The sequence below is a fragment of the Rahnella sikkimica genome (assembly GCF_002951615.1).
In the GTDB taxonomy this organism is placed as follows: domain Bacteria; phylum Pseudomonadota; class Gammaproteobacteria; order Enterobacterales; family Enterobacteriaceae; genus Rahnella; species Rahnella sikkimica.
Genome location: NZ_CP019062.1, coordinates 3,689,806 through 3,710,607 on the forward strand (window position 1 = coordinate 3,689,806; position 20,802 = coordinate 3,710,607).

A 20,802-nucleotide genomic window follows, 5' to 3' on the forward strand; every position below is an offset into this window, starting at 1 on the left:
ATGAAAGGATGCAAAAAAGGGCACTGAGCCACTACCCGAAATCATTGTGGAAATTTATCCGCCTGCTCTTAAAGCGCTCAGATAAAGATGGCCTGACGCTTCTTGCAGGCCATTTAGCCTATGTCTCTTTGCTGTCACTGGTGCCGCTGATTGCGGTGGTCTTTTCATTATTTGCGCTGTTTCCGGTGTTTTCGGACATCAGCGCGCAGCTCAAAACATTCATCTTTTCCAATTTTATGCCGGCAACCGGCAACGTCATCCAGCGTTATCTCGAACAGTTTGTCGCCAACTCCAGCAAAATGACGGCGGTGGGCACCTGTGGATTAATCGTCACCGCGCTGCTGCTGATCGCGTCCGTTGACAGCGTGCTGAACAAAATCTGGGACAGTAAAACCAAACGCCCGATCGTCTTCTCTTTTGCCGTTTACTGGATGGTGCTGACGCTCGGGCCGATCCTGCTGGTGGCGAGCGTGGCGGTCAGTTCATATCTTCTCTCGCTGAACTGGCTGAACATCAGCGGTGTACATTCCGTGATTGACCATTCCCTGCGGATCCTGCCGTTGCTGATTTCCTGGGTTTCCTTCTGGCTGCTTTATCAGGTGGTGCCAACTGTCCGGGTTCCGTCAAAAGATGCGCTGGTCGGCGCGCTGGTTTCCGGTGCACTATTTGAATTGAGTAAAAAAATCTTCGCCCTGTACATTCAGCTTTTTCCGTCTTATCAGTTGATTTACGGTGTACTGGCGGTGATCCCCATTTTATTTCTTTGGGTCTATGTCAGCTGGTGTATCGTGCTTCTTGGTGCGGAAATCACCGTTACCCTTGGCGAGTTTCGCTCCCTGAGAAAATTGCAGTCTGCTCAGCAAGTAGCAGCAGAAAAATCAGTCTGAAGGATTTGTATGATTGCGTTAATTCAGCGGGTATTGAATGCCAGCGTGACCATCGACGGAACCGTCTGTGGTGAAATCGGGCCAGGATTACTGGTTTTGCTGGGGGTTGAGCGCGGCGATGACGAACAAAAGGCCAAACGTCTTTGTGAACGGGTGATCGGGTACCGGATATTCGGTGACGAGAATGACAAAATGAACCTGAACGTCCGGCAGGCTGGCGGCAGTTTGCTGGTAGTTTCGCAGTTTACGCTGGCGGCGGACACCCAAAAGGGCATGCGTCCGGGCTTTTCTCAGGGTGCAGAGCCGCAGGAAGCCGACCGGTTGTATCAGTATTTTTGCGGGCAATGCCGTGAAAACGGCATTGCTACGGAAACGGGCCGTTTCGCCGCAGATATGAAAGTGGCACTGGTGAATGACGGGCCGGTGACCTTCTGGCTACAAGTCTGAACGATAAGGCATAACGCCGGAGAGAAAGCATCTATGTATCACCTGAGAGTACCGACGACCGAAAAAGAGCTGGCCGCCTATTACCGATTCCGCTGGGAAATGCTGCGCAAGCCGTTGCATCAGCCGGAAGGTTCAGAACGTGATGCCTACGATTCGATTGCGCATCACCAGATGGTTGTGGATGAAAACGGCGATCCGGTTGCGGTTGGCCGTTTATATATCAATGCCGATAACGAGGCTTCAATCCGATTTCTGGCCGTTGATACGAATGTGCAGGACAAAGGGCTGGGGACGCTGGTGGCGATGACGCTGGAGTCTGTCGCGCGGCAGGAAGGCGTGAAGCGTGTGGTGTGTAGCGCGCGTGAAGATGCCGTGGAATTCTTTGCCAAGCTGGGTTTTGTGAATCAGGGTGAAATCACCACGCCGCAAACGACGCCGGTTCGCCATTTCCTGATGATTAAACCGGTCGAAACGCTGGACGATATTTTGCACCGCCCCGACTGGTGCGGTCAGTTGCAGCAGGCCTGGTACGATCATATCCCGTTGAGTGAAAAAATGGGGGTACGCATCAGCCAGTACACCGGGCAGCGATTCGTGACCACGATGCCGGAAACGGGCAATCAGAATCCTCATCACACGTTGTTCGCGGGCAGTTTGTTCTCGCTGGCCACGCTGACCGGCTGGGGACTCATCTGGTTATTGCTGCGTGAGCGCCATCTGGGCGGCACGATCGTGCTGGCCGATGCCCACATCCGCTACAGCACGCCGGTGACCGGCAGACCGCGTGCCATCGCCGATTTGGGCTCTGTCCGGGGTGACCTTGACCGGCTCGCTCGCGGACGTAAGGCGCGGGTGCAGCTTGAAGTGAATTTATACGGCGACGAAACTGACGGCGCCGTGTTTGAAGGCACTTATCTGGTTCTCCCGGCGGCGCCCGGCGCCCCGCTGGAACCTGAAATCAACTGATTCGCTTCCCGTGAAAACCAAAAGGCACCGCGCAAACGGTGCCTTTTGTCGTTCAGAAGCGAAATTGATTATTGCGGTGCAGCGCCTGAGACCAGCCCGTTAACTATCTGCTGATTCACAATCTGCCCGTTGCTGCCAGTGACCTGCAAACTGCCTCTGAGCGTCGGTTTATAATCGACGTTGGCGGGCATCTGTCCCTGTAAATTGAGCTGCATATTGGCATTACCTTCCAGCGCCAGATGCGGCCATCCCCAGTTTTCCAGCTCGTTGGCGGGTACCGCACGACCGTTCAGTTTCACGGTGAAATGACGCTGTGGCTGCTGGTCTACCGTGGCCGTTGCCTCCAGTAAACCTTCTTTGGTGAAGGCGCTCAGCTCGGAAATATTCACCTGGCTGTCGTTCGCGTCCAGCGTTATGGAAGGGCGGCGAACATCATTGCGATTGAACGTGGCTTCACTGGCGTTGAGATTCAGTTTACCGCCCCAGACTCCCCACTGATGGTCGCGCGCCAGCAACAAATTACTGCCCAAACCATCAAGCGCTGTGATCTGGAACGGGAACTGCGGGTTGATATCGATAATCAGGTTGCGGTTAGCGATGAACCGGCTGACGGAGATCTCGGAAAGAGAAGCCGGCAACGCCTGAAGCCAAAGCTGTTTCCAGTTCTGTGGCAGCGTATATTCCAGCCCGGCAACAGAAAGCTCATCCAGTTGCAGGCGTTTGTTTGCGCGCAGCCAGTTCCCGGTGGTTCTCAGCAAGCTACGCTCCCAGCGTGCGGTGGCCTGCTTAATGGAAATCCCCTGCGGGGAAAGGTCGAGGTTGATGATCGGATCCTGAATATGCAGATTCCCGTCAATCATGTCCGTCGCGTTCAGCGTAATTTCCCCGTCATCGCTTTGCCAGTCGCCTTTTTCCAGCGTCAGATCTTGTACCGAAAGGTCGACATCACTGAAAGCCCAGTCTGTTCCCTGCAAACGGGCATCAATCAGATCAAGACGTTGAATAGTGACTTTGGGCAATGTCTGGAAATCATCAAAGAATGCCGAAAGCGTTTTTGATGTTTGCAGACGAACATTGCTCAGACGCAGATTCTCGATATTCCAGCTACCGTCGGCGGCCTGCATCGCTTTACCGGTCAGTTGTCCGCGTGCCAGATCGCCGCCAAAATTACTCAGTGTCAGAGTCTTATTGTTGATGTTGCCCTGAATCAGCACGTTTTCAGCGGGAAGTCCGTTCACGGTCAGGCTCGATGCGCTCAGCTGGAAATCAGCTTTATCACCTAAAAGCTGATTCGGTTTCGGCTGCCACGGAGAAATACCTGCGTTGATTTGCTGTCCCTGGATATCAAGGCCGGCGGTATTCCCGGTCAGCGCCATCTTGCTCAGTTGCAGCGTATTGGCCTGGAAAGGCAGCTTGATGGCGGAAGGGTTTGCATTCAGGCGGCCATTGACCAGAACGACGTGATCGAAAAAGTAAGGGTCAGTAATCTGACGCCAGCTCAAATCGAGATCGACTTCTCCGGCATTCAGGATTTCAGGCTGATTTTTTTGCCCGAAAATGACATTCGTCAGCGTGACGCGGCCAGGCGTTGACCAGTTATGATCCAGCTTTTCTACCGAAAGCCGGTATTCGCTGTTATCGCTTATCCAGCGGCTGACCCAGCTGGCAGCCCAGCGGGTTTGTAATAGGACGTAGACCAGCACGATCGCCAGCACCAGAAGTAAGGCGAACGTCAGCAAAATTTTACCGATAAATCTCATCGTCTGGAGCCCTGTAACGGGAAAAAGGAAAAAAGATTCTTTGTTTATGCCGCAAACAGCGACTTTTCTCAACAGGTTAGCAGAAGGGAGACAATAAAAAGCGGCAGGGGTTCCAGACCCGCTGCCGCTGTTACACGCGGATTACATCCCGTGATCACTTTTCGTGAGGGAAAACCAGATTCAGAACAATGGCGGTAATACCGCCAGCCGCAATCCCGGAAGACAGCAGCGTTTTTATCCAGTCAGGCGCGAATTGCAGGATCAGCGGCTGCTGGGAAACGCCCATGCCGACGGCCAGAGAAAGCGCCATGATCATAATTGCGCGGCGGTTCAGGCGCTCGCGGGAAACAATACGGACACCGGAAGCCGCAATCGTACCGAACATCACGATGGTCGCGCCGCCTAAAACAGGTTCTGGAATGTGCTGCACAAATCCGGCGACTGCCGGGAAAAGCCCCAACACGATCAGCATCAGCGAAACCACGAAACCGACATAACGGCTGGCCACGCCGGTGAGCTGAATTACGCCGTTGTTCTGGCCAAAACAGGAGTTCGGGAAGGTATTGAATACGGCTGACAGCATCGAGTTCAGGCCGTTAGCCAGCACGCCGCCTTTGATGCGCTTCATGTACAGCGGGCCACTGACCGGTTGCTCGGAAACGTCAGACGTCGCGGTGATATCGCCGATAGTTTCCAGCGATGTCACCATAAAGATAAGCATCAGCGGGATCAGCAGATTCCAGTCAAAGCCGAGCCCGTAATACAACGGCGTTGGCAACGTAATCCAGCTGCTCTGCGCGGCTGGCGCTACTTCAGGCAACATGCCCATCATCCATGCCGCCAGATACCCTACCGCCATGGCGATAACCAGCGACGCGACGCGCATATACGGATTACGCTGGCGGTTGAGCAGAATGATGACCACCAGAACAACCGCCGCCAGAATCAGGTTTTTAGGCGCGCCGAACGTATGATTGCTCATCGCCGCATAGCCGCCACCAATTGAGGTCAGCCCGACCTGAATCAGAGAAAGACCGATAATCATCACAACAATGCCGGAAACCAGCGGGGTAATGACGCGGCGTGCAAGGTGCAGGAAACGTGACAGAACGATTTCGGTGCAGGAAGCCAGCATCAATGTGCCGAACAGCGCGGCCATCATTGTCGGAACGTCAGCACCGCCGTTTTTCAGCGCCAGACCGCCCATAATCAACGGCGAAACAAAGTTAAAGCTGGTGCCCTGAATAGAGAGCAGGCCAGAGCCGACGGGACCCCAGGTTTTAATTTGCAGAATGGAAGCCAGACCCGAAGCGAACAGCGACATGCTGATAATGTGCTGGGTGTCCTGCGCAGGTAAACCGAGCGCCTGACAAATCAGTAATGCGGGGGTGATCACCGCGACAAACATCGCCAGTAAGTGCTGACAGGCGGCAAAGAGAGTCTGAGGTATCGGCGGGCGGTCTTCGAGCCGGTAAATCAGTTCACTTTTTGGCTGGCGGGAAAGGTCGGGTTGTTGCGAGTCTTGTTCTGAGGTTTGCGAACTCATGTTATGGCATTCCAATAAGCGGCAAAGCGGGCATTTTTATTGAAATACGCGACAAAAGCAAACGTTTGCTAACGACAATGTAAACTGTGAAATCTTCGTTAAAAATTCTTTTATGAACTGTTTATCCGGGCGAGGGTTTTCGGTGGAAGTGTTAGTCAGTTTCAGACGAAAAATCGGGTGCGTACGCCGGGTTTCTGAATGGATACAGGCACCGGAATGAATGCACGGTGCCTGTTTTACGTGTCTGTTTCTTCACTTATCGCTTACTGAGTCGCGTCTGCATTTTCTGTAAACACAACTTCCGCTTCAGCTGCTTTTTCCTGCGTCAGTAACTGCTTTTCGTAAACCTTGAAGAACGGATAGTAAATCACCATCGAGAGCAGCATCAGCATGATCACCAGAATCGAGACTTTGAAATCCCAGCCCATCGCCCATGCTGCGCCAATCGGTGCCGGAGATGTCCAGGGAACCAGCGAAATCATATGCGGAAGAAAGTTTGTCGATACTGCGCAGTAGGCGATCACGGCGTTAACCATTGGTGCGAGAAGGAACGGAATGAAAAATACCGGATTCATGACGATCGGCGTACCAAAAATCACCGGCTCATTGATGTTAAAACAACTCGGCACCAGACTGAGTTTTCCCATGGTGCGCAGATGCGCCGATTTGCTGCGGCAAAACAGCAAGACCAGCCCGATGGTGGCACCGGATCCGCCGATCACGATCAGGAAGTTCCAGAATGCTTCGGTCATGATGTGCGTCATCGGCAAACCTGCGGCGAGATCGGTCTGGTTCAGCCCCAGATTGGTCAGCCAGAAAGCCTGCAACATCCCCGAAACGATAGCCGAACCATGAATACCGGCGAACCACAGCAGATGGCAAATCAGCACCGCCAGAAGGACGGCAGGCAGGGAGTCAGCAGCGGAAATCAACGGCTCGAACAGTGCCATAATCGCCTGAGGCAACAGCATCTCGAAGCCCGATTGCACCAGTAAACTCAGCGGGAACAGCGTAATGACCACGGCAATAATTGGGATCAGCAGATCGAAAGAATGCTTAATATTGGAAGGCACCTGCTCGGGAAGCCGGATGCCAATGTTGTATTTTTTCAGCAACCGCGTCAGTTCGGTCACATAAATCGCCACCAGAATGGCGGTGAAAATCCCCACGCCGCCCAGCGCGGCCGTCGACATTTTTTCATCAATCTGAGGCGCGGCCACCAGCAGAAAAGACATCAGCGACAACATCGCGGTCATAAACGGGTCAAGCTTGTAGCTTCGCGCCAGGTTGTAGGCAATCGCCGCGGCGATGTAGATCGACATAATCCCCATCGTCATATTGAACGGCGTCAGAATCTGCACTTCATATTTTGCCGACAGTTCAAGCCAGCTTCGTGCAAATCCCCATGAGGATTCAGGAGAGAATGGCGGGTGGACGAAAACCAGTAGAAATGAACCCACAATCATAAATGGCATTGCTGAAATAAACCCGTCACGCACCGCCATGACATGGCGCTGCGAAGATAATCGGGCCGCAAACGGGCTGATTTTCTGCTCTATAAAATCAAAGAGGGATTGGCTGATACTCATGATGATATTGGCCTTATAGTGAGGGGAACTGACAGGCTTGCCTTAATTATCATCAGTGTAGTGGCGGGGTATGAAACCGGTTACCGACTTTATCCCAGTCTGTGAAGGTCATCAAATAACCAGAGGACTTAGTGGTTTTGAGGCGAAAATGAGCAGAAGTGGGATAAATACATCTGAACCAAAACATCATTTTCAATAATGTTTTGGCATTTCAGGAAAGCAAGAGGGGAAATCAGGCGTTGGTATAACGCACCCTTTCCGGCAGCCAGCGCTCAATCAGCGCTTTTGCATGATCGGGGAATTGCTGCTGGAGATATCGGGCAATACGCTGTACGTCGGGGATCATGGCCTGATCGCGCAGCAAGTCAGCCACTTTAAATTCGGCGCTGCCGGTCTGGCGCGTGCCCAGTAATTCACCCGGCCCGCGGATTTCTAAATCCTGCTGAGCAATGACAAACCCATCGTTGCTGTCGCGTAAAACCTGCAAGCGCTTCTGCGCCGTTTTGCTCATTGGCGTTTTGTACAACAACACGCAGTGAGAAGCGATGGCACCGCGCCCGACGCGGCCACGCAGTTGGTGTAACTGCGCCAGCCCGAGGCGTTCCGGGTTTTCGATGATCATCAGGCTGGCGTTGGGGACATCGACACCCACCTCGATGACGGTTGTCGCCACCAGAAGCTGCACTTCGCCCTGTTTGAACGCCTGCATCACGGCCTGCTTTTCCTGCGCTTTCATCCGGCCATGAACTAGCCCGATATTCAGCGCAGGCAGCGCTTCTTTCAGCCCTTCCCAGGTGGCTTCCGCTGCCTGAGCTTCCAGCATTTCTGATTCTTCAATCAGCGTACAAACCCAGTAAGCCTGACGATTTTCCTGCTCGCAGGCGCTTTTCACGCGACTGATGATATCGCTGCGGCGCGTATCAGGGATCGCAACGGTCGTTACCGGCGTTCTGCCCGGCGGAAGTTCATCGATAACGGAAGTATCCAGATCGGCGTAAGCGGTCATTGCCAGCGTCCGGGGGATTGGCGTTGCGGTCATGATCAGCTGATGCGGATGGAAGCCCTGTTGCAGACCTTTTTCCCACAACGCCAGGCGCTGATGAACGCCAAAGCGGTGTTGCTCATCGATGATCACCAGAGATAACGAGGAGAACAGAACCTGTTCCTGAAATATCGCGTGAGTCCCGACGACCATCGAAACCTGTCCGCTGGCAATCGCATCCTGCTGCGTCTGTCTGGCTTTGCCTTTTTGTTTCCCGGCCAGCCATCCGACCTGAATTCCCAGCGGTTCGAACCACTGACGGAAATTATTGGCGTGCTGCTCGGCGAGTAATTCCGTGGGGGCCATCAGCCCGACTTGCTGCCCCTGCGCAATGGCACAAAGCGCTGCAAGCGCCGCCACCAGTGTTTTGCCTGAACCTACGTCGCCCTGAACCAGCCGCATCATCGGATAGCTTTTTGCTAAATCCTGTTCGATTTCAGCCACCACGCGCTGTTGCGCACCGGTCGGGCTGAAAGGCAAAGAGGCCAGAAACTGATTTTTAAGGCGGTCGTCATGATGTAGCGGCATGGCTTTATAGCTTTGCGTGCCAGCGCGGACGGCCAGCATGCTGAGATTGTGCGCCAACAACTCTTCCATAATCAGACGACGCTGTGCCGGATGATGCCCTTTTTCCAGGTCAGCCAGCTGAATGTCCGGCGGCGGCCTGTGCAGCAAATGCAGCGCCTGCGGAAGCGGGATTAATGAACGGCTCAGTTCTTCCGGCAAGAGTTCAGCGATTGGCACCGTATCGAGCAATTCCAGCGCCTGATCGGTCAGTTTTCGCAATGTCGCCTGACGGATACCTTCCGTTGTCGGATAAACCGGCGTCAGCGATTCCTGCAAAACAACTTCGCTGTTTTCGCCCTGAACACGGTATTCAGGATGAATAATTTCAGCGCCGTGCGTACCGCGTTTGATTTCGCCATAAGCCGTCACACGGCGGCCAGCAGCCAGGCTATTTTTCATGGCGGCGTTGAAGTTGAAAAAGCGCAATGTCAGTAAACCTGTGCCATCGCTTATCTGGCAGGTGAGCATTCTGCGACGACCGAAACTGATATCACTTCGCAGCACTTCGCCTTCTACGGTCGCAAAGATACCCGGCAATAAATCATTGATGGTGTACAGACGTGTGCGGTCTTCGTAACGCAGGGGAAGGTGAAGCAGCAGATCCTGAATAGTTTCAAGACCGAGTTTAGCAAGTTTTTCTGCCTGACTGGCCCCCACGCCGGAGAGCGAGGTGAGCGGGATGGCGTCGAGCAGGCGGCCTTTCATCTTTTTTTCACCGTCATTTGCATCGCTGACCACCATTCATCATCAGCAATAATTTGGCCAGTTTCATCAATGAATGGGCGCGGTAATTTCTTTCGTTGCGCCACATGAGATAAGACCGGATAGCCGCCTTCAAAGAGCAGACGCTGCTGTTCTTTCTCGCTTAAAACGCTGTTCTCACGATCATACATCCCGGCATTTTCACGCTGGCGCTGTGCTTCGTACAGGATTAAAGCAGAGGCCACGGACACATTCAGCGACTGTACCATCCCGATCATCGGAATAATGATATCGCTGTCCGCAAGAGCCAGAGCTTCGGGTGTAATACCGGTTTTTTCCTGCCCCAGCAAAATACAGGTCGGACGGGTGTAATCAATCGCGCGGAAGTCTACGGCTTTTTCAGACAGGTTGGTCGCAAGAATTTGCATACCCTGCGCCTTCATCTTGGCGACGGCATCCTGAATGGTTTTGTGCGTTTTAACCTGAACCCAGCTGTTACTCCCCGCAGCAGAAGAAACCAGTGTCTTCATTCGGGTCGTGGGCCAGACGGCGTGGATTTGGTGAACACCGACGGCGTCGGCGGTTCGGATAACAGCAGAAACGTTATGCGGTTTATGCACCTGTTCCATGCAGACCGTCAGGTCTGGCTGTCGGGCCGCAAGCATTTCGCGGATGCGCGCATAACGTTCTGGGGTCATAACAATCAGTTTCGGTTGCGGGTGACTTTGATGACGTCCGGCATGATACGAATTTTACGCATAATATTCGCCAGATGAACGCGGTCGCGGGTCGTCAGGCGGATAAAGGCACTGTATACGCGGCCGTCTTTTTCCTCAGTGCTCAGGCTCTGGATGTTTGACTGCGCGGCGTTAATCGCTGCGGTCAGGTTTGCCAGAGCGCCCTGATGGTTGAACATATCGACTTTGATTTCCGCGATAAATTCCTGATCCGTTTCCTGGTGATTATCCCAGTCAACGGCCATGAATTTCTCAGGTTCTTTCTGATAACCGCGAATGTTACGACAGGATTCATGGTGAATCACCAGTCCTTTACCCGGGCTCACGTGAGCAATGATCGGGTCACCCGGAATAGGGCGGCAGCATTTCGCGAAGGTAATCAGCACGCCGTCTGCGCCTTTGATTGGCAGATTGCGTGTACCCGATGTTGCCATCGAAGACTGATCACCCATCAGATTTTTAGCCACGACGACGCTCATGGCGTTGCCGAGACCAATTTCAGCCAGCAAATCGTCCATCGCCGCGAGCTTCATGCGGTCGAGTTCGTTTTTGATATTTTCTGGCGGAATGTCTGACAGTTTTTTACCGGCACCCAGCGCATGGTTAAGCAGACGTCGACCGAGAGAAACAGAATCATCACGTTTCAGGTTCTTGAGCATCTGACGAATTTTGGCGCGAGCGCGTGAACTGACGACAAAGTTGAGCCATGCCGCATTCGGACGAGCGCCCGGCGCGGTAATGATTTCGATTGTCTGGCCGCTGGTCAGCGGCTGCGAGAGCGGATAAGGCTGACGATCAACACGCGCGCCGACGCAGGCATGTCCGATATCGGTATGCACGGCGTACGCGAAGTCGACCGGTGTCGCGCCCGCAGGCAATTCGACAATACGGCCTTCCGGCGTGAAGACATAAATCTCGTCCGGGAACAGATCCGATTTCACGCTCTCGATAAATTCAAATGAGTTGCCCGCGCTCTGTTGCAGTTCGAGCAGGCTTTGCAGCCAACGTTGCGCACGGATCTGCGCCGTTGTGCTTGTTTCACTGTTCTCTTTATAAGCCCAGTGTGCCGCAACCCCCATCTCTGCCATCTGATCCATATCTTCGGTACGGATTTGTACTTCAACCGGAACGCCGTGCGGGCCGATTAACGAAGTATGCAGAGATTGATAGCCGTTGGCTTTGGGGATGGCGATGTAATCTTTGACCCGACCCGGACGCGGTTTGTACAGGCTGTGCGCCTGGCCCAACACGCGGTAACAGGTATCGAGTTCTTTAACGATCACCCGGAAAGCGTAGATATCCATAATGGAATGGAAACGCTGTTCTTTCAGGTGCATTTTGCAATAGATCGAATAGAGGTGCTTTTCGCGACCACTCACACGGCACTGAATACCGGCTTCGGTTAAACGGCCTTCTATCTCAGAGAGGATTTTTTGGATCATCTCTTTACGGTTACCACGCGCAGCTTTCACCACTTCTTTGATGACGCGATAACGGTTTGGATAGAGTGCTTCGAAGCCCAGCTCTTCGAGCTCGGTTTTCAGGTGGTGAATACCCAAACGGTGTGCCAGCGGGCTGTAAATTTCCAGCGTTTCGCGGGCAATGCGGCGACGTTTGTCCGGGCGAAGAGAGCCCAGCGTGCGCATATTGTGGGTACGGTCAGCGAGTTTGATCAAAATGACGCGGATGTCTTGCACCATCGCCATGACCATTTTGCGGAAGTTTTCCGCCTGCGCTTCTTTCTTATCGCGGAATTTCAGCTTGTCTAACTTTGAAACGCCTTCAACCAGTTCAGCAACGCTTTTGCCAAACAGTTGTTCCATATCCTGGTAGGTTGCAGGCGTGTCTTCGATAACGTCGTGTAATAACGCCGCCATCAGAGTCTCATGATCGAGCCTCATTTCAGCCAAAATACATGCCACGGCCACTGGGTGAGTAATGTAAGGCTCACCGCTGGAACGTGTCTGCCCCTCATGCGCGTCCCGCGCCACGAGGTAAGCCTGCACGAGGCGCTTAATTTGCTCCTCCGGCAGGTATTTTTGAATCAGTTGATTCAGGCTTTCAAAGATATACAAGTGAGATCCGTTTCGTTAATTAACGACGACCTTCAGCGATGGCAGTCACTGCCTGAATCTCTGCGGCTTCCTGTTCTTGCTGTTCCTGACGGTCACGAACGTCGAGGATCTGATTCGTGATCAGGCCTTCTTCAATTTCGCGCAGGGCAATAACAGTCACTTTATCGTTTTCTTCAGCGACCAGTGGATCTTTACCACCAGATTGCAGCTGGCGTGCGCGACGAGCAGCCACCAACACCAGGTCAAAACGGTTACCAATTTTCTCAACAGCGTCTTGAACAGTTACGCGTGCCATATATGTGCTACTCCACAGGGTGACGAAAGACTGGGCATAATACTGAAAGTGACTTCAGTCTGCCAATAGTTTGGTGATTAATCCGTCATGACGGAGCCGTTGACGGCTCAGACGCAGACGTTCGGCGCGAATAATCGTTTTTAAATCCGATAAAGCCAGATCAAAATCATCATTCACAATTAAATAGTCGTATTCGGCAAAGTGCGTCATTTCTGCAACAGCCTGCGCCATACGTTTTGCAATGACTTCTTCGCTGTCCTGACCCCGGCCACGCAGGCGACGGTCAAGCTCATCTTTTGACGGCGGCAACACGAAAATACTGCGTGCCTGCGGCATTCTTTTCCTGATCTGCTGAGCACCTTGCCAGTCGATATCCAGGAAAACGTCAACACCAGACGCTAAAACCTGCTCAATGGTTTCACGTGAAGTCCCGTAATAATTCCCGAAAACTTCTGCGTGTTCTAAAAAGGCATCACGTTCAATCATCTCGCGAAACTCTTCTTTAGAGACAAAGAAGTAGTGCTCGCCATGTTTCTCGCCCGGACGTTCTGTACGGGTGGTATGGGAAATAGAAACCTGTGTGTCGTAGAGCGGTTGTGTTTTCAGTAAAGCCTGAATCAGACTTGATTTACCTGCTCCACTCGGGGCGGAGACAATATATAGCGTGCCTTGAACCATGATGACGTTTCAACTGATTGGGTTGATAGGAAGTATGCGAAGAGTGATCTCACGCACAGTATACACGCTCGCCGCATTCGGTGCAGCGTTCCGACGTATTTCATCGTAACTAAGCCCGGGAAAACAGCCCCAATTTGTGGAATTACGCGCTGCATTCCAAAATTTCTTTGTATTACAGCAACGAATGAAATAATCAGGAAAGCGTCTCGCAAGAACGAACATTGGCACTGGCAGATAAAATATCGACAGCGTTTACTTGCGTCCACAAGGAGGTGCTTATGCGCCGTTTCACTCTTTTTATCAGCGTGTTCTGTTTTATTTTTTCCGCAGTGGCCAGTGAGATCATCCCGCAAGATTGCCCTGCGTGGTCATCCGCACAACTTGCACGCGAAACACATCAGCTTTCTGAACAACTGACGCTATGGGATCAGGCTTACCACGCCTCTGGCAGCAGCCCGATCGAGGATTCCGTTTACGATAACCTGCGCCATAAACAAAGCCGGTGGATGAAGTGCGCCGGATTGCCATCACCTGAGATCGTGATACCGGGTGGCGAGGACGCCTTTGTTACTCATCCTGTCGCGCATACCGGGCTCAATAAATTACGCGATAAACAGGCCGTATCAGACTGGATGCGCGGTCGTAAAAATCTCTGGGTGCAGCCTAAAATCGACGGCGTGGCCGTTTCGCTGATTTACCGGCATGGCAAACTGGCGGCCCTGCTAAGCCGGGGTGATGGAGCCAAAGGCCAGAACTGGACCTCCAAAGCGGCCTCTATTCCGTCAATTCCCCTCAATATTCCCGATAAAAGTCCGGAACTGGTATTACAGGGCGAGCTTTACCTGAAGATGACCGGTCACCAACAAAGCGTTGAAGGCGGCATGAATGCGAGATCAAAAGTGGCGGGAGCCATGATGCGAAATTCGGTGTCCGATCAGCTTAGCCAGATTGGCATCTTTGTCTGGTCATGGCCTGACGGGCCTGCCGACATGCAGGAGCATCTCCAAAAACTTAGTGCATTGGGATTCCCTGTAGTTTCTCAATTCACATTTGCAGTTAACTCGGTGGCAGACGTGTCGAAATGGCGTGATACCTGGTTTCTCCAGCCGCTGCCTTTTGCGACCGATGGCGTGGTTATCCGCCAGCAAGAAGAGCCTGCAGGTAAATACTGGATAAATAAACCCGCCACGTGGGCCGTGGCGTGGAAATATCCGCCTGCCAGACAACTCACGGAAGTAACGGGTATCACGACAACCACGGGGCGAAGTGGAAAAGTCACCGTAATTCTGAACCTGAAGACGCTAAAACTGGACGATAAATCGGTGAGTAAAGTCAGCGTGGGGTCGGTTGCCCGCTTTAAAGCCTGGGATGTGCTGCCCGGCGATCAGGTGGCTATCAGCCTGGCCGGGCAGGGGATCCCGCGCCTTGATGACGTCACATGGCGCGTGAGCGAACGCCCCGAAATCAACCTTCCTGAGCCGCAACAATTTGATGCGCTGACTTGTTTCACGCCTGAACACGGTTGCGCGCAGCAGTTTCTTTCGCGTCTTGTCTGGCTCAGCGGTCCTGAAGGATTAGATATGGCCGGGTTTGGTGGCGCGACGTGGCAAAAGCTGCTCGACGGGGTCCCGGCTGATTCACTGGTGGTTTGGCTAAACCTTAATGAGCAAGAAATGGCGGCGGTGCCGGGGATTAGCGTTAAGCAGGCGCAGAAACTGGTGGCTCAAATTCAGCTGACGCGGGAGAAAGGCTTCAGACACTGGCTGTCAGCATTGGGATTTCCGACCTTTGCCCTGAAGTTTGCGGAGCAAAGACTAAACTGGCGTCAGCTGGAACAACTCACTTCCAGTGAATGGGAAACAATGGCCGGAATAGGGCAAAAACGGGCCAGGCAAGTTTATGATTTTATCCACCACCCGCAGGTTGTGGCGCTTGCAGAACGACTAAAGCAGGCAAAGCTGCCTGCTTTTCAGTAGCCCAGAAAGGTGACTGATAACTTAATGATCTGAGTGCGGGTAATTGAACACCGGCAGCCCGAGACGAAACCGCAGTGCGATAAGACGCGCGGTAAAACCGACAAGCAGGGTGATAATGACCACCAGATTGTGCGGCAACGCGAGATACTGCAGCCCGATATAAACCCAGGCGGAGGCGAAAGAGATACCTGCGTAGATTTCTTTCTGGAAGACCAGTGGGATCTGATTACACATCATATCCCGCAGCACACCGCCGAAAACGCCGGTAATCACAGCACAGACTGACGCGATGATTGCACCGTGGCCCATATCGAGTGCGACCTGTGTCCCGATAATTGAAAATACCACCAAACCTACGGCATCGAGCACGAGGAATAACCGGCGAAGGTGCTGCATCAGGGGGGCCAGCCAGGTTGTCATGATGGCGGCAACGGCCACAATGACGATGTATTCCGGGTGTTTAACCCAGCCCAGAGGATAGTGTCCCAGCAACATGTCACGAACAGAACCGCCGCCAATAGCCGTTGCTGCCGCAATAATGATGACGCCGAAAGTGTCCATTTTACGACGTCCGGCCGCCAGAGCACCGGTCATGGCTTCTGCGGTGATCCCGATAATATAAAGCACTGTGAGTAACATGAATGTTCGCCGGGCAAATCAATGAGTGAGAAAGCAGGAGCCGCGTAGAGTAATGAGGTTTTCATAAACTCTCGATTGAGTTTTTCTTTTGTATTCACCTTCAGATTACAAAAACTAATGTTATTAATTACTCAGTAAGGCAATACAAAAGGCTCGGGAAGGATTTTGGCTTATTTTAGATTAGAAAAACAGATAGCGCCTGCTGGTTTCTACATCCTTCTTTCGTTTTCTTCCTGAAGTGTCTCTTCCATAAAGGTGAAAAACGTCTACTTTTAAGTTACGATTATTTAAAATCGTCACTAAAAGACGTAAAGCCTAATTGTTTTACCTGTCCGGAGGAGTGTATGAAGCCCGAAATTCCGGTTGCGTTAACTCAGCGTGGACCAGCCGAACACGAACGGCGCGAACAAATTATTGATGCGGCATTTGAGCACTTTCGCCTCTATGGTTATGCCAAAACGTCAGTGGCGGATCTGGCTAAATCAATCGGCGTTTCAAGTGCTTATATTTATAAATTTTTTGAGTCAAAACAGGCGATTGGTGAAGCAATCTGTTCCCAGCGTGTCGGCCAGATTGATCAGGCATTACTGCTGATTGCCCGGAGTGACCAAAGTGCAACTCTGCGCCTGCGTTCAATTTTTAAGACATTGTTAACGCGTAGTCTGGAGCTCTTCTTTCAGGATAGAAAGTTACATGATCTGGCCGCGATTGCTTCGGCTCAGCAATGGAAATCCACGTTAAATCACCGTGCTGTGATGTATAGCATTGTGGAAAAAATAGTGAACGACGGGCGTGAGTCCGGTGAATTTGAGCGCAAAACGCCGCTGGATGAGGTCTGTATGGCAATCACCAGCGTGACAACGCCGTTCTCTCATCCGCTGTTGCTGGAACAAAAAACGCCGGAGCAACTGGAAGAACGCGTTCAGGCCATCACCGGTCTGGTTCTGCGTAGCCTGTCAAAATAGTTGCGACAAATTTTTCGAGTTACGGGTTTACAAAATCGTAATTCGTCACATACTGTCAGCCTTAAATTAAAATCGTTTCTGCCCGCTGGTGGAAGTTTCAGCAGAAACTTATGTCTTTAACAGACAGAGAGGAAATTTTTATGACTCATCGTCGAGTGGTTATTACCGGCATGGGGGCTGTGAGTCCTCTGGGCTGTGATATCGAAACTATCTGGAAGCGCCTGCTGGCCGGTCAGTCTGGTATCCGCGTTTTGCCGGAAGAAATTGTTGCAACGCTGTCCGTGAAAATTGGCGGTCAGGTACAAACTAAAGAACAGGATCCCGAATCAGGGTTCGAACCCGACCTGTTTGTTGTACCAAAAGACCAGAAAAAAATGGACCGTTTCATTCTTTTCGCTATGGCCGCTGCCGATATGGCGATTGCGAATGCAGGCTGGAAAGCGGAAACCGCTGAACAGCAGGAACGTACTGCAACCGTCATCGGTTCTGGTATCGGTGGTTTCCCGGCGATTGCACATGCTGTGCGCACCAACGACAGCCGCGGTGCTAAGCGTTTATCCCCGTTCACCATTCCTTCATTCCTGGTGAATCTGGCGTCCGGTCAGGTTTCCATTAAACACCAGTTCAAAGGCCCCATCGGGGCGCCGGTGACCGCGTGTGCGGCGGGTGTTCAGGCAATCGGCGATGCGGTTCGTTTGATTCGCAATGATGAAGCTGATGTTGCACTGTGTGGTGGCGCTGAAGCGGCTATCGATACCGTGAGCCTGGGTGGTTTTGCGGCGGCAAAAGCGATGTCTGCGGGCCATGAAGATCATCCGGAAAAAGCATCCCGTCCATTCGACAGCGCCCGCGATGGCTTTGTGATGGGCGAAGGCGCAGGCATGCTGGTTATCGAAGAACTGGAACATGCGAAAGCGCGTGGTGCAAAAATCCTGGCTGAGATCGTCGGTTACGGCACCAGCGGTGATGCTTACCACATGACTTCCGGTGCGGAAGACGGCAATGGCGCTGGCCGTGCGATGAAAATTGCTTTGCGTCAGGCGGGCATTCAGCCTTCAGACGTTCAGCATTTGAATGCGCATGCGACCTCTACGCCGGTGGGTGATTTGGGTGAAATCAACGCGATTAAAACCCTTTTCGGTACAGACGGGAAACTCGCGGTAACGTCCACCAAATCTGCAACCGGTCACTTGCTGGGCGCGGCGGGCGGTCTGGAAACTATCTTCACCATCCTGGCTGTGCGCGACCAAATCGTTCCGCCAACGCTAAACCTTGAAAATAAAGATGCCGCGGCAGAAGGCCTGAACATCGTCGGAAATACGGCGCAGAAGCACGGCATTACTTATGCGCTGTCCAACGGTTTTGGTTTTGGTGGAGTGAATGCTTGTGTGCTGCTGAAACGTTGGGAAGATTAATTTCTTTCTGAATTTCAGCACCAAGGCATAAAAAAACGCCTCCGGTCAGACTGACGGGAGGCGTTTTTTATTGCATCAGAACCGGCGATTTACTCGATGTTCTGAATCTGAATATTGATCTCAATAATTTAGTTATAAAAGTCATGTCATTACATAATTTAAATGTTTTTATTGCTTTCTACTCCCCATTTAACCCCCCGAAAAGAATGGAGGTTAACTGGGAGGGAAATGATATTCACGCGATAGCTTTGTATGTGTAGAAAACATTTTCAATTTTTGGGTGGTTAATATAAGTTTTCCAGTATTCAACTGCACCTGTTTGAGAAAGGTAGTGAAAGTATTTGTATATTTCACCCAGTGTAATTAATGCTTTGATGTCTGGATGAATGGTATAATTTCCTTTGTGATTATCAATGTTGTTATAAATATATTTTAACGCCCATGAAACCTCAGTTGAGTATTTCATTCCACTTTTAATATTTTTTTTGGAATAATTTAGAATAAACTCTTTCATAATTCCTATCTGTAGTATATCGCTCATCATATGACATACGGAATTATTTATTTCTTTAAGATTAAAGTATTTATTAGCAGTTTCTTTTTGCATCATAACAAAACACATGTTGAAGATGGTGAAATAATGGAAATCACCGTTAAAAATATCCTTCCGATGATATTTTTTAGGGAAAATTATACTATGTTGTTCGAAGAGAAAAAGAGGGAGGCAAATTATAATGTAAGATGAAGAACCATCGTTATATTTCAATAACTGTCTCATCTCTGAAGTTGTAGACTCTTTTAATATCAGAGGGGTGCTCCCATACCATTCAAAAGTGGCTCTCCAAAAGATGCTTGTAGCAAAGTAAAATATTTTTTTATTATCTAACCCTTCAATGTTAGAGGTGTTAAATAATTCTTTTCTCAACATGTTTTTTGAGTAAATAGAATGAATTTTAGTAGGTTGGTTGTTGGTTTTTAATAGCAAGCGAGCTACGTAATCCTCACCATTAAGATTAAGTTTAGCTTCGCAACATTCGCACAAGAGGTATTTTTTAATTTCGTGAAAAATTGGGGCTGCATTTCTATTGAATTGCAAAAGCACCTTCTCTGATTTATCTTTCTTTATTTTATTCATTGTCCTGTAGACAAATTTAGGAAGAAAATGACTATCTCTAAGCTCTTTCATCTTTAGACATAAAGCACAAATATCTATAATTTTATCTTTATTCATAGAAAAGTCCTTGTTAAATTTTAATTATAAAATAAAGGGATTATTTTTTGTGGAATTGAATCTTTATTTTAGTGTTATAAGAACAGCAAAGGGCATAGAGTGTTTCAAAAATGTAGCATTAATTTAGAAGTTTTGACAAGATATGATATGGATAAAAACTAAAGGATTCTAATGAAAGATTGGTCCCCAGAGCATACAAAGGAAATCAAAGCTTGGCTCGACATAGATAACTACCGTAAGTTCGAAGGAATCACCTTAAAAGGTCTGGGTTATGAACTATAGGCAAAGGTAGGAACATTCATCTATTATTTTAATTTCATATTATCACCTCTCATGTTTTTATTAACATGAAGTATATAATGATTTTATCAATCCCAGTATGTGTAAATTTAAAAATAGATGACTAAAGGAGTATAGATACTCCTCTAAGAATCATCCCGCCTCTAAAAATACTATCTTATTTTTATATGTTTACTGTTTCTAAATGAATTTTTAAGTTCCTTCTTCATTTTATCAACTAATTGGTTAGCATAATCAGTAGCAATATCTAATCCTTTAGCTTTAGCTATTATCAATAAAGACGTGACATCATTTTCTCTACCACATTTAGAGCAGACGACAAAAGTTCCCTCTGGAGGGGAATATCCTTCGTAAGGCACTGCAAATTCTTCCGAATGACAGAAAGTACAATGTAACTTGATGGTCTTGTTTAGATCTTCCATCGTATTTATCCTATTAAAAAAGGCCTGGAATAGAGCCTGCAACGCTACCTATTATTGAGGTAACTAGAGGGTGTTCAAGGAGTGAGGTAAGCCGACTTTTGGCCTCGGCTTTATCTTCATCAGATGCTGAAGAGTCCTCGATATTTTTAACAAGTTGATTAAACACATTATGAATGTTTTGCGTGTTTCCATTTCCAACTTGTGCAGGACCATTAACATTTAAAGTAGCGATTTGCATACTTGCCCCTAATTCATATGAACGATTTTTTCCATGCTTAACAGATATAGCTCTACTTTGACCTTCCTCTGTCAAGTGTATGCGGGAATAATCATTACTAACGTTTTGTATGAGAGAACGAGAATTACAAATTTTGATGACCCTGAAAAGATGTTCCTCACTCCAATTAAAAAGTTCGTCGATAGCCTTCCGGTCCTCCTGCCCATCTGCAAATCCAAATGTGACTGTCTTGATCGTTGCTCCTAAACTCTCCATATCATCGTTCATAAGGGTCAACAGTGAGTCTATGTCTTTCTGAATTTTTTCTGCGTCCATATCCATTGCC

Annotated in this window: 18 protein-coding genes and 1 pseudogene; 7 read left to right on the top strand and 12 right to left on the bottom strand. The window is 50.2% G+C overall.

What is annotated here, in order from left to right; translation table 11 throughout:
• Window positions 1-8 precede the first annotated feature (8 nt).
• The 3 genes from BV494_RS17025 to fabY are packed head-to-tail and all read left to right on the top strand — an operon-like array spanning window position 9 to window position 2,300.
• Window positions 9-887 (top strand): virulence factor BrkB family protein, encoded by an 879-nt coding sequence (locus BV494_RS17025; protein ID WP_104923921.1) that lies wholly within the window; start codon window positions 9-11, stop codon window positions 885-887.
• A gap of 9 nt (window positions 888-896) precedes the next feature.
• Complete coding sequence (dtd, locus tag BV494_RS17030) at window positions 897-1,334, top strand: D-aminoacyl-tRNA deacylase (protein ID WP_104923922.1); 438 nt, start codon at window positions 897-899, stop codon at window positions 1,332-1,334.
• Between the two features lie 33 nt (window positions 1,335-1,367).
• Complete coding sequence (fabY, locus tag BV494_RS17035; protein WP_104923923.1) at window positions 1,368-2,300, top strand: fatty acid biosynthesis protein FabY; 933 nt, start codon at window positions 1,368-1,370, stop codon at window positions 2,298-2,300.
• Window positions 2,301-2,368: 68 nt separating this feature from the next.
• Here fabY and BV494_RS17040 read toward each other — a convergent pair whose 3' ends face one another.
• From BV494_RS17040 to gmk, 8 genes are all read right to left on the bottom strand, one after another.
• Entirely contained in the window at window positions 2,369-4,060 is a 1,692-nt protein-coding gene (locus tag BV494_RS17040; RefSeq protein WP_104923924.1) for an AsmA family protein, read from the bottom strand.
• 154 nt (window positions 4,061-4,214) lie between these two features.
• The gene (locus BV494_RS17045) at window positions 4,215-5,606 is read right to left on the bottom strand and encodes a nucleobase:cation symporter-2 family protein (RefSeq protein ID WP_104923925.1); all 1,392 of its coding nucleotides are present in this window, start codon (window positions 5,604-5,606) and stop codon (window positions 4,215-4,217) included.
• 263 nt (window positions 5,607-5,869) lie between these two features.
• A complete protein-coding gene (locus BV494_RS17050; protein WP_104923926.1) occupies window positions 5,870-7,195 on the bottom strand; it encodes a PTS sugar transporter subunit IIC in 1,326 nt (441 codons plus the stop codon).
• Between the two features lie 232 nt (window positions 7,196-7,427).
• On the bottom strand, window positions 7,428-9,509 hold the full coding sequence (gene recG / locus BV494_RS17055; protein ID WP_104924828.1) for an ATP-dependent DNA helicase RecG: 2,082 nt from the start codon (window positions 9,507-9,509) through the stop codon (window positions 7,428-7,430).
• Window positions 9,506-10,204, bottom strand: coding sequence for a tRNA (guanosine(18)-2'-O)-methyltransferase TrmH (gene trmH / locus BV494_RS17060; protein ID WP_104923927.1), 699 nt, complete (start codon window positions 10,202-10,204; stop codon window positions 9,506-9,508). The genes recG and trmH overlap by 4 nt, the downstream gene beginning before the upstream one ends.
• A gap of 5 nt (window positions 10,205-10,209) precedes the next feature.
• The gene (gene spoT, locus BV494_RS17065; protein WP_104923928.1) at window positions 10,210-12,318 is read right to left on the bottom strand and encodes a bifunctional GTP diphosphokinase/guanosine-3',5'-bis pyrophosphate 3'-pyrophosphohydrolase; all 2,109 of its coding nucleotides are present in this window, start codon (window positions 12,316-12,318) and stop codon (window positions 10,210-10,212) included.
• A gap of 19 nt (window positions 12,319-12,337) precedes the next feature.
• Entirely contained in the window at window positions 12,338-12,613 is a 276-nt protein-coding gene (gene rpoZ, locus BV494_RS17070; protein WP_013577639.1) for a DNA-directed RNA polymerase subunit omega, read from the bottom strand.
• Between the two features lie 54 nt (window positions 12,614-12,667).
• The gene (gene gmk / locus BV494_RS17075; protein ID WP_104923929.1) at window positions 12,668-13,291 is read right to left on the bottom strand and encodes a guanylate kinase; all 624 of its coding nucleotides are present in this window, start codon (window positions 13,289-13,291) and stop codon (window positions 12,668-12,670) included.
• 278 nt (window positions 13,292-13,569) lie between these two features.
• Here gmk and ligB point away from each other — a divergent pair, with 278 nt between their 5' ends.
• Window positions 13,570-15,267 carry an NAD-dependent DNA ligase LigB gene (gene ligB, locus BV494_RS17080; protein WP_104923930.1) on the top strand — a complete coding sequence of 566 codons (1,698 nt, stop codon included), beginning with the start codon at window positions 13,570-13,572 and terminating at the stop codon, window positions 15,265-15,267.
• 21 nt (window positions 15,268-15,288) lie between these two features.
• Here the strand turns inward: ligB and BV494_RS17085 are convergent, their stop codons facing one another.
• The gene (locus BV494_RS17085) at window positions 15,289-15,906 is read right to left on the bottom strand and encodes a trimeric intracellular cation channel family protein (protein WP_104923931.1); all 618 of its coding nucleotides are present in this window, start codon (window positions 15,904-15,906) and stop codon (window positions 15,289-15,291) included.
• 344 nt (window positions 15,907-16,250) lie between these two features.
• Here BV494_RS17085 and BV494_RS17090 point away from each other — a divergent pair, with 344 nt between their 5' ends.
• Window positions 16,251-16,871, top strand: coding sequence for a TetR/AcrR family transcriptional regulator (locus BV494_RS17090; protein ID WP_104923932.1), 621 nt, complete (start codon window positions 16,251-16,253; stop codon window positions 16,869-16,871).
• 140 nt (window positions 16,872-17,011) lie between these two features.
• A complete protein-coding gene (gene fabF, locus BV494_RS17095) occupies window positions 17,012-18,286 on the top strand; it encodes a beta-ketoacyl-ACP synthase II (protein WP_104923933.1) in 1,275 nt (424 codons plus the stop codon).
• A gap of 235 nt (window positions 18,287-18,521) precedes the next feature.
• On the opposite strand, the gene BV494_RS17100 is transcribed toward fabF, so the two are convergent.
• Complete coding sequence (locus BV494_RS17100; RefSeq protein WP_104923934.1) at window positions 18,522-19,517, bottom strand: hypothetical protein; 996 nt, start codon at window positions 19,515-19,517, stop codon at window positions 18,522-18,524.
• A gap of 171 nt (window positions 19,518-19,688) precedes the next feature.
• On the opposite strand from BV494_RS17100, the pseudogene BV494_RS26445 reads away from it, so the two are divergent.
• Window positions 19,689-19,796 (top strand): annotated as a pseudogene (locus BV494_RS26445) (DUF6387 family protein); the annotation flags it as partial.
• A 173-nt stretch (window positions 19,797-19,969) separates the two neighbouring features.
• Here the strand turns inward: BV494_RS26445 and BV494_RS17105 are convergent.
• A complete protein-coding gene (locus BV494_RS17105; protein WP_104923935.1) occupies window positions 19,970-20,239 on the bottom strand; it encodes a hypothetical protein in 270 nt (89 codons plus the stop codon).
• A 13-nt stretch (window positions 20,240-20,252) separates the two neighbouring features.
• Entirely contained in the window at window positions 20,253-20,792 is a 540-nt protein-coding gene (locus tag BV494_RS17110) for a hypothetical protein (protein WP_104923936.1), read from the bottom strand.
• Between the last annotated feature and the right edge of the window lie 10 nt (window positions 20,793-20,802).

What these genes read in the sequence shown, in the direction of transcription:
- BV494_RS17025 (WP_104923921.1), top strand. Translation starts at nt 9, where the DNA reads ATGCAAAAAAGGGCACTGAGCCACTACCCGAAATCATTGTGGAAATTT.
- dtd (WP_104923922.1), top strand. Translation starts at nt 897, where the DNA reads ATGATTGCGTTAATTCAGCGGGTATTGAATGCCAGCGTGACCATCGAC.
- fabY (WP_104923923.1), top strand. Translation starts at nt 1,368, where the DNA reads ATGTATCACCTGAGAGTACCGACGACCGAAAAAGAGCTGGCCGCCTAT.
- BV494_RS17040 (WP_104923924.1), bottom strand. Translation starts at nt 4,060, where the DNA reads ATGAGATTTATCGGTAAAATTTTGCTGACGTTCGCCTTACTTCTGGTG.
- BV494_RS17045 (WP_104923925.1), bottom strand. Translation starts at nt 5,606, where the DNA reads ATGAGTTCGCAAACCTCAGAACAAGACTCGCAACAACCCGACCTTTCC.
- BV494_RS17050 (WP_104923926.1), bottom strand. Translation starts at nt 7,195, where the DNA reads ATGAGTATCAGCCAATCCCTCTTTGATTTTATAGAGCAGAAAATCAGC.
- recG (WP_104924828.1), bottom strand. Translation starts at nt 9,509, where the DNA reads ATGAAAGGCCGCCTGCTCGACGCCATCCCGCTCACCTCGCTCTCCGGC.
- trmH (WP_104923927.1), bottom strand. Translation starts at nt 10,204, where the DNA reads ATGACCCCAGAACGTTATGCGCGCATCCGCGAAATGCTTGCGGCCCGA.
- rpoZ (WP_013577639.1), bottom strand. Translation starts at nt 12,613, where the DNA reads ATGGCACGCGTAACTGTTCAAGACGCTGTTGAGAAAATTGGTAACCGT.
- gmk (WP_104923929.1), bottom strand. Translation starts at nt 13,291, where the DNA reads ATGGTTCAAGGCACGCTATATATTGTCTCCGCCCCGAGTGGAGCAGGT.
- ligB (WP_104923930.1), top strand. Translation starts at nt 13,570, where the DNA reads ATGCGCCGTTTCACTCTTTTTATCAGCGTGTTCTGTTTTATTTTTTCC.
- BV494_RS17085 (WP_104923931.1), bottom strand. Translation starts at nt 15,906, where the DNA reads ATGTTACTCACAGTGCTTTATATTATCGGGATCACCGCAGAAGCCATG.
- BV494_RS17090 (WP_104923932.1), top strand. Translation starts at nt 16,251, where the DNA reads ATGAAGCCCGAAATTCCGGTTGCGTTAACTCAGCGTGGACCAGCCGAA.
- fabF (WP_104923933.1), top strand. Translation starts at nt 17,012, where the DNA reads ATGACTCATCGTCGAGTGGTTATTACCGGCATGGGGGCTGTGAGTCCT.
- BV494_RS17100 (WP_104923934.1), bottom strand. Translation starts at nt 19,517, where the DNA reads ATGAATAAAGATAAAATTATAGATATTTGTGCTTTATGTCTAAAGATG.
- BV494_RS17105 (WP_104923935.1), bottom strand. Translation starts at nt 20,239, where the DNA reads ATGGAAGATCTAAACAAGACCATCAAGTTACATTGTACTTTCTGTCAT.
- BV494_RS17110 (WP_104923936.1), bottom strand. Translation starts at nt 20,792, where the DNA reads ATGGACGCAGAAAAAATTCAGAAAGACATAGACTCACTGTTGACCCTT.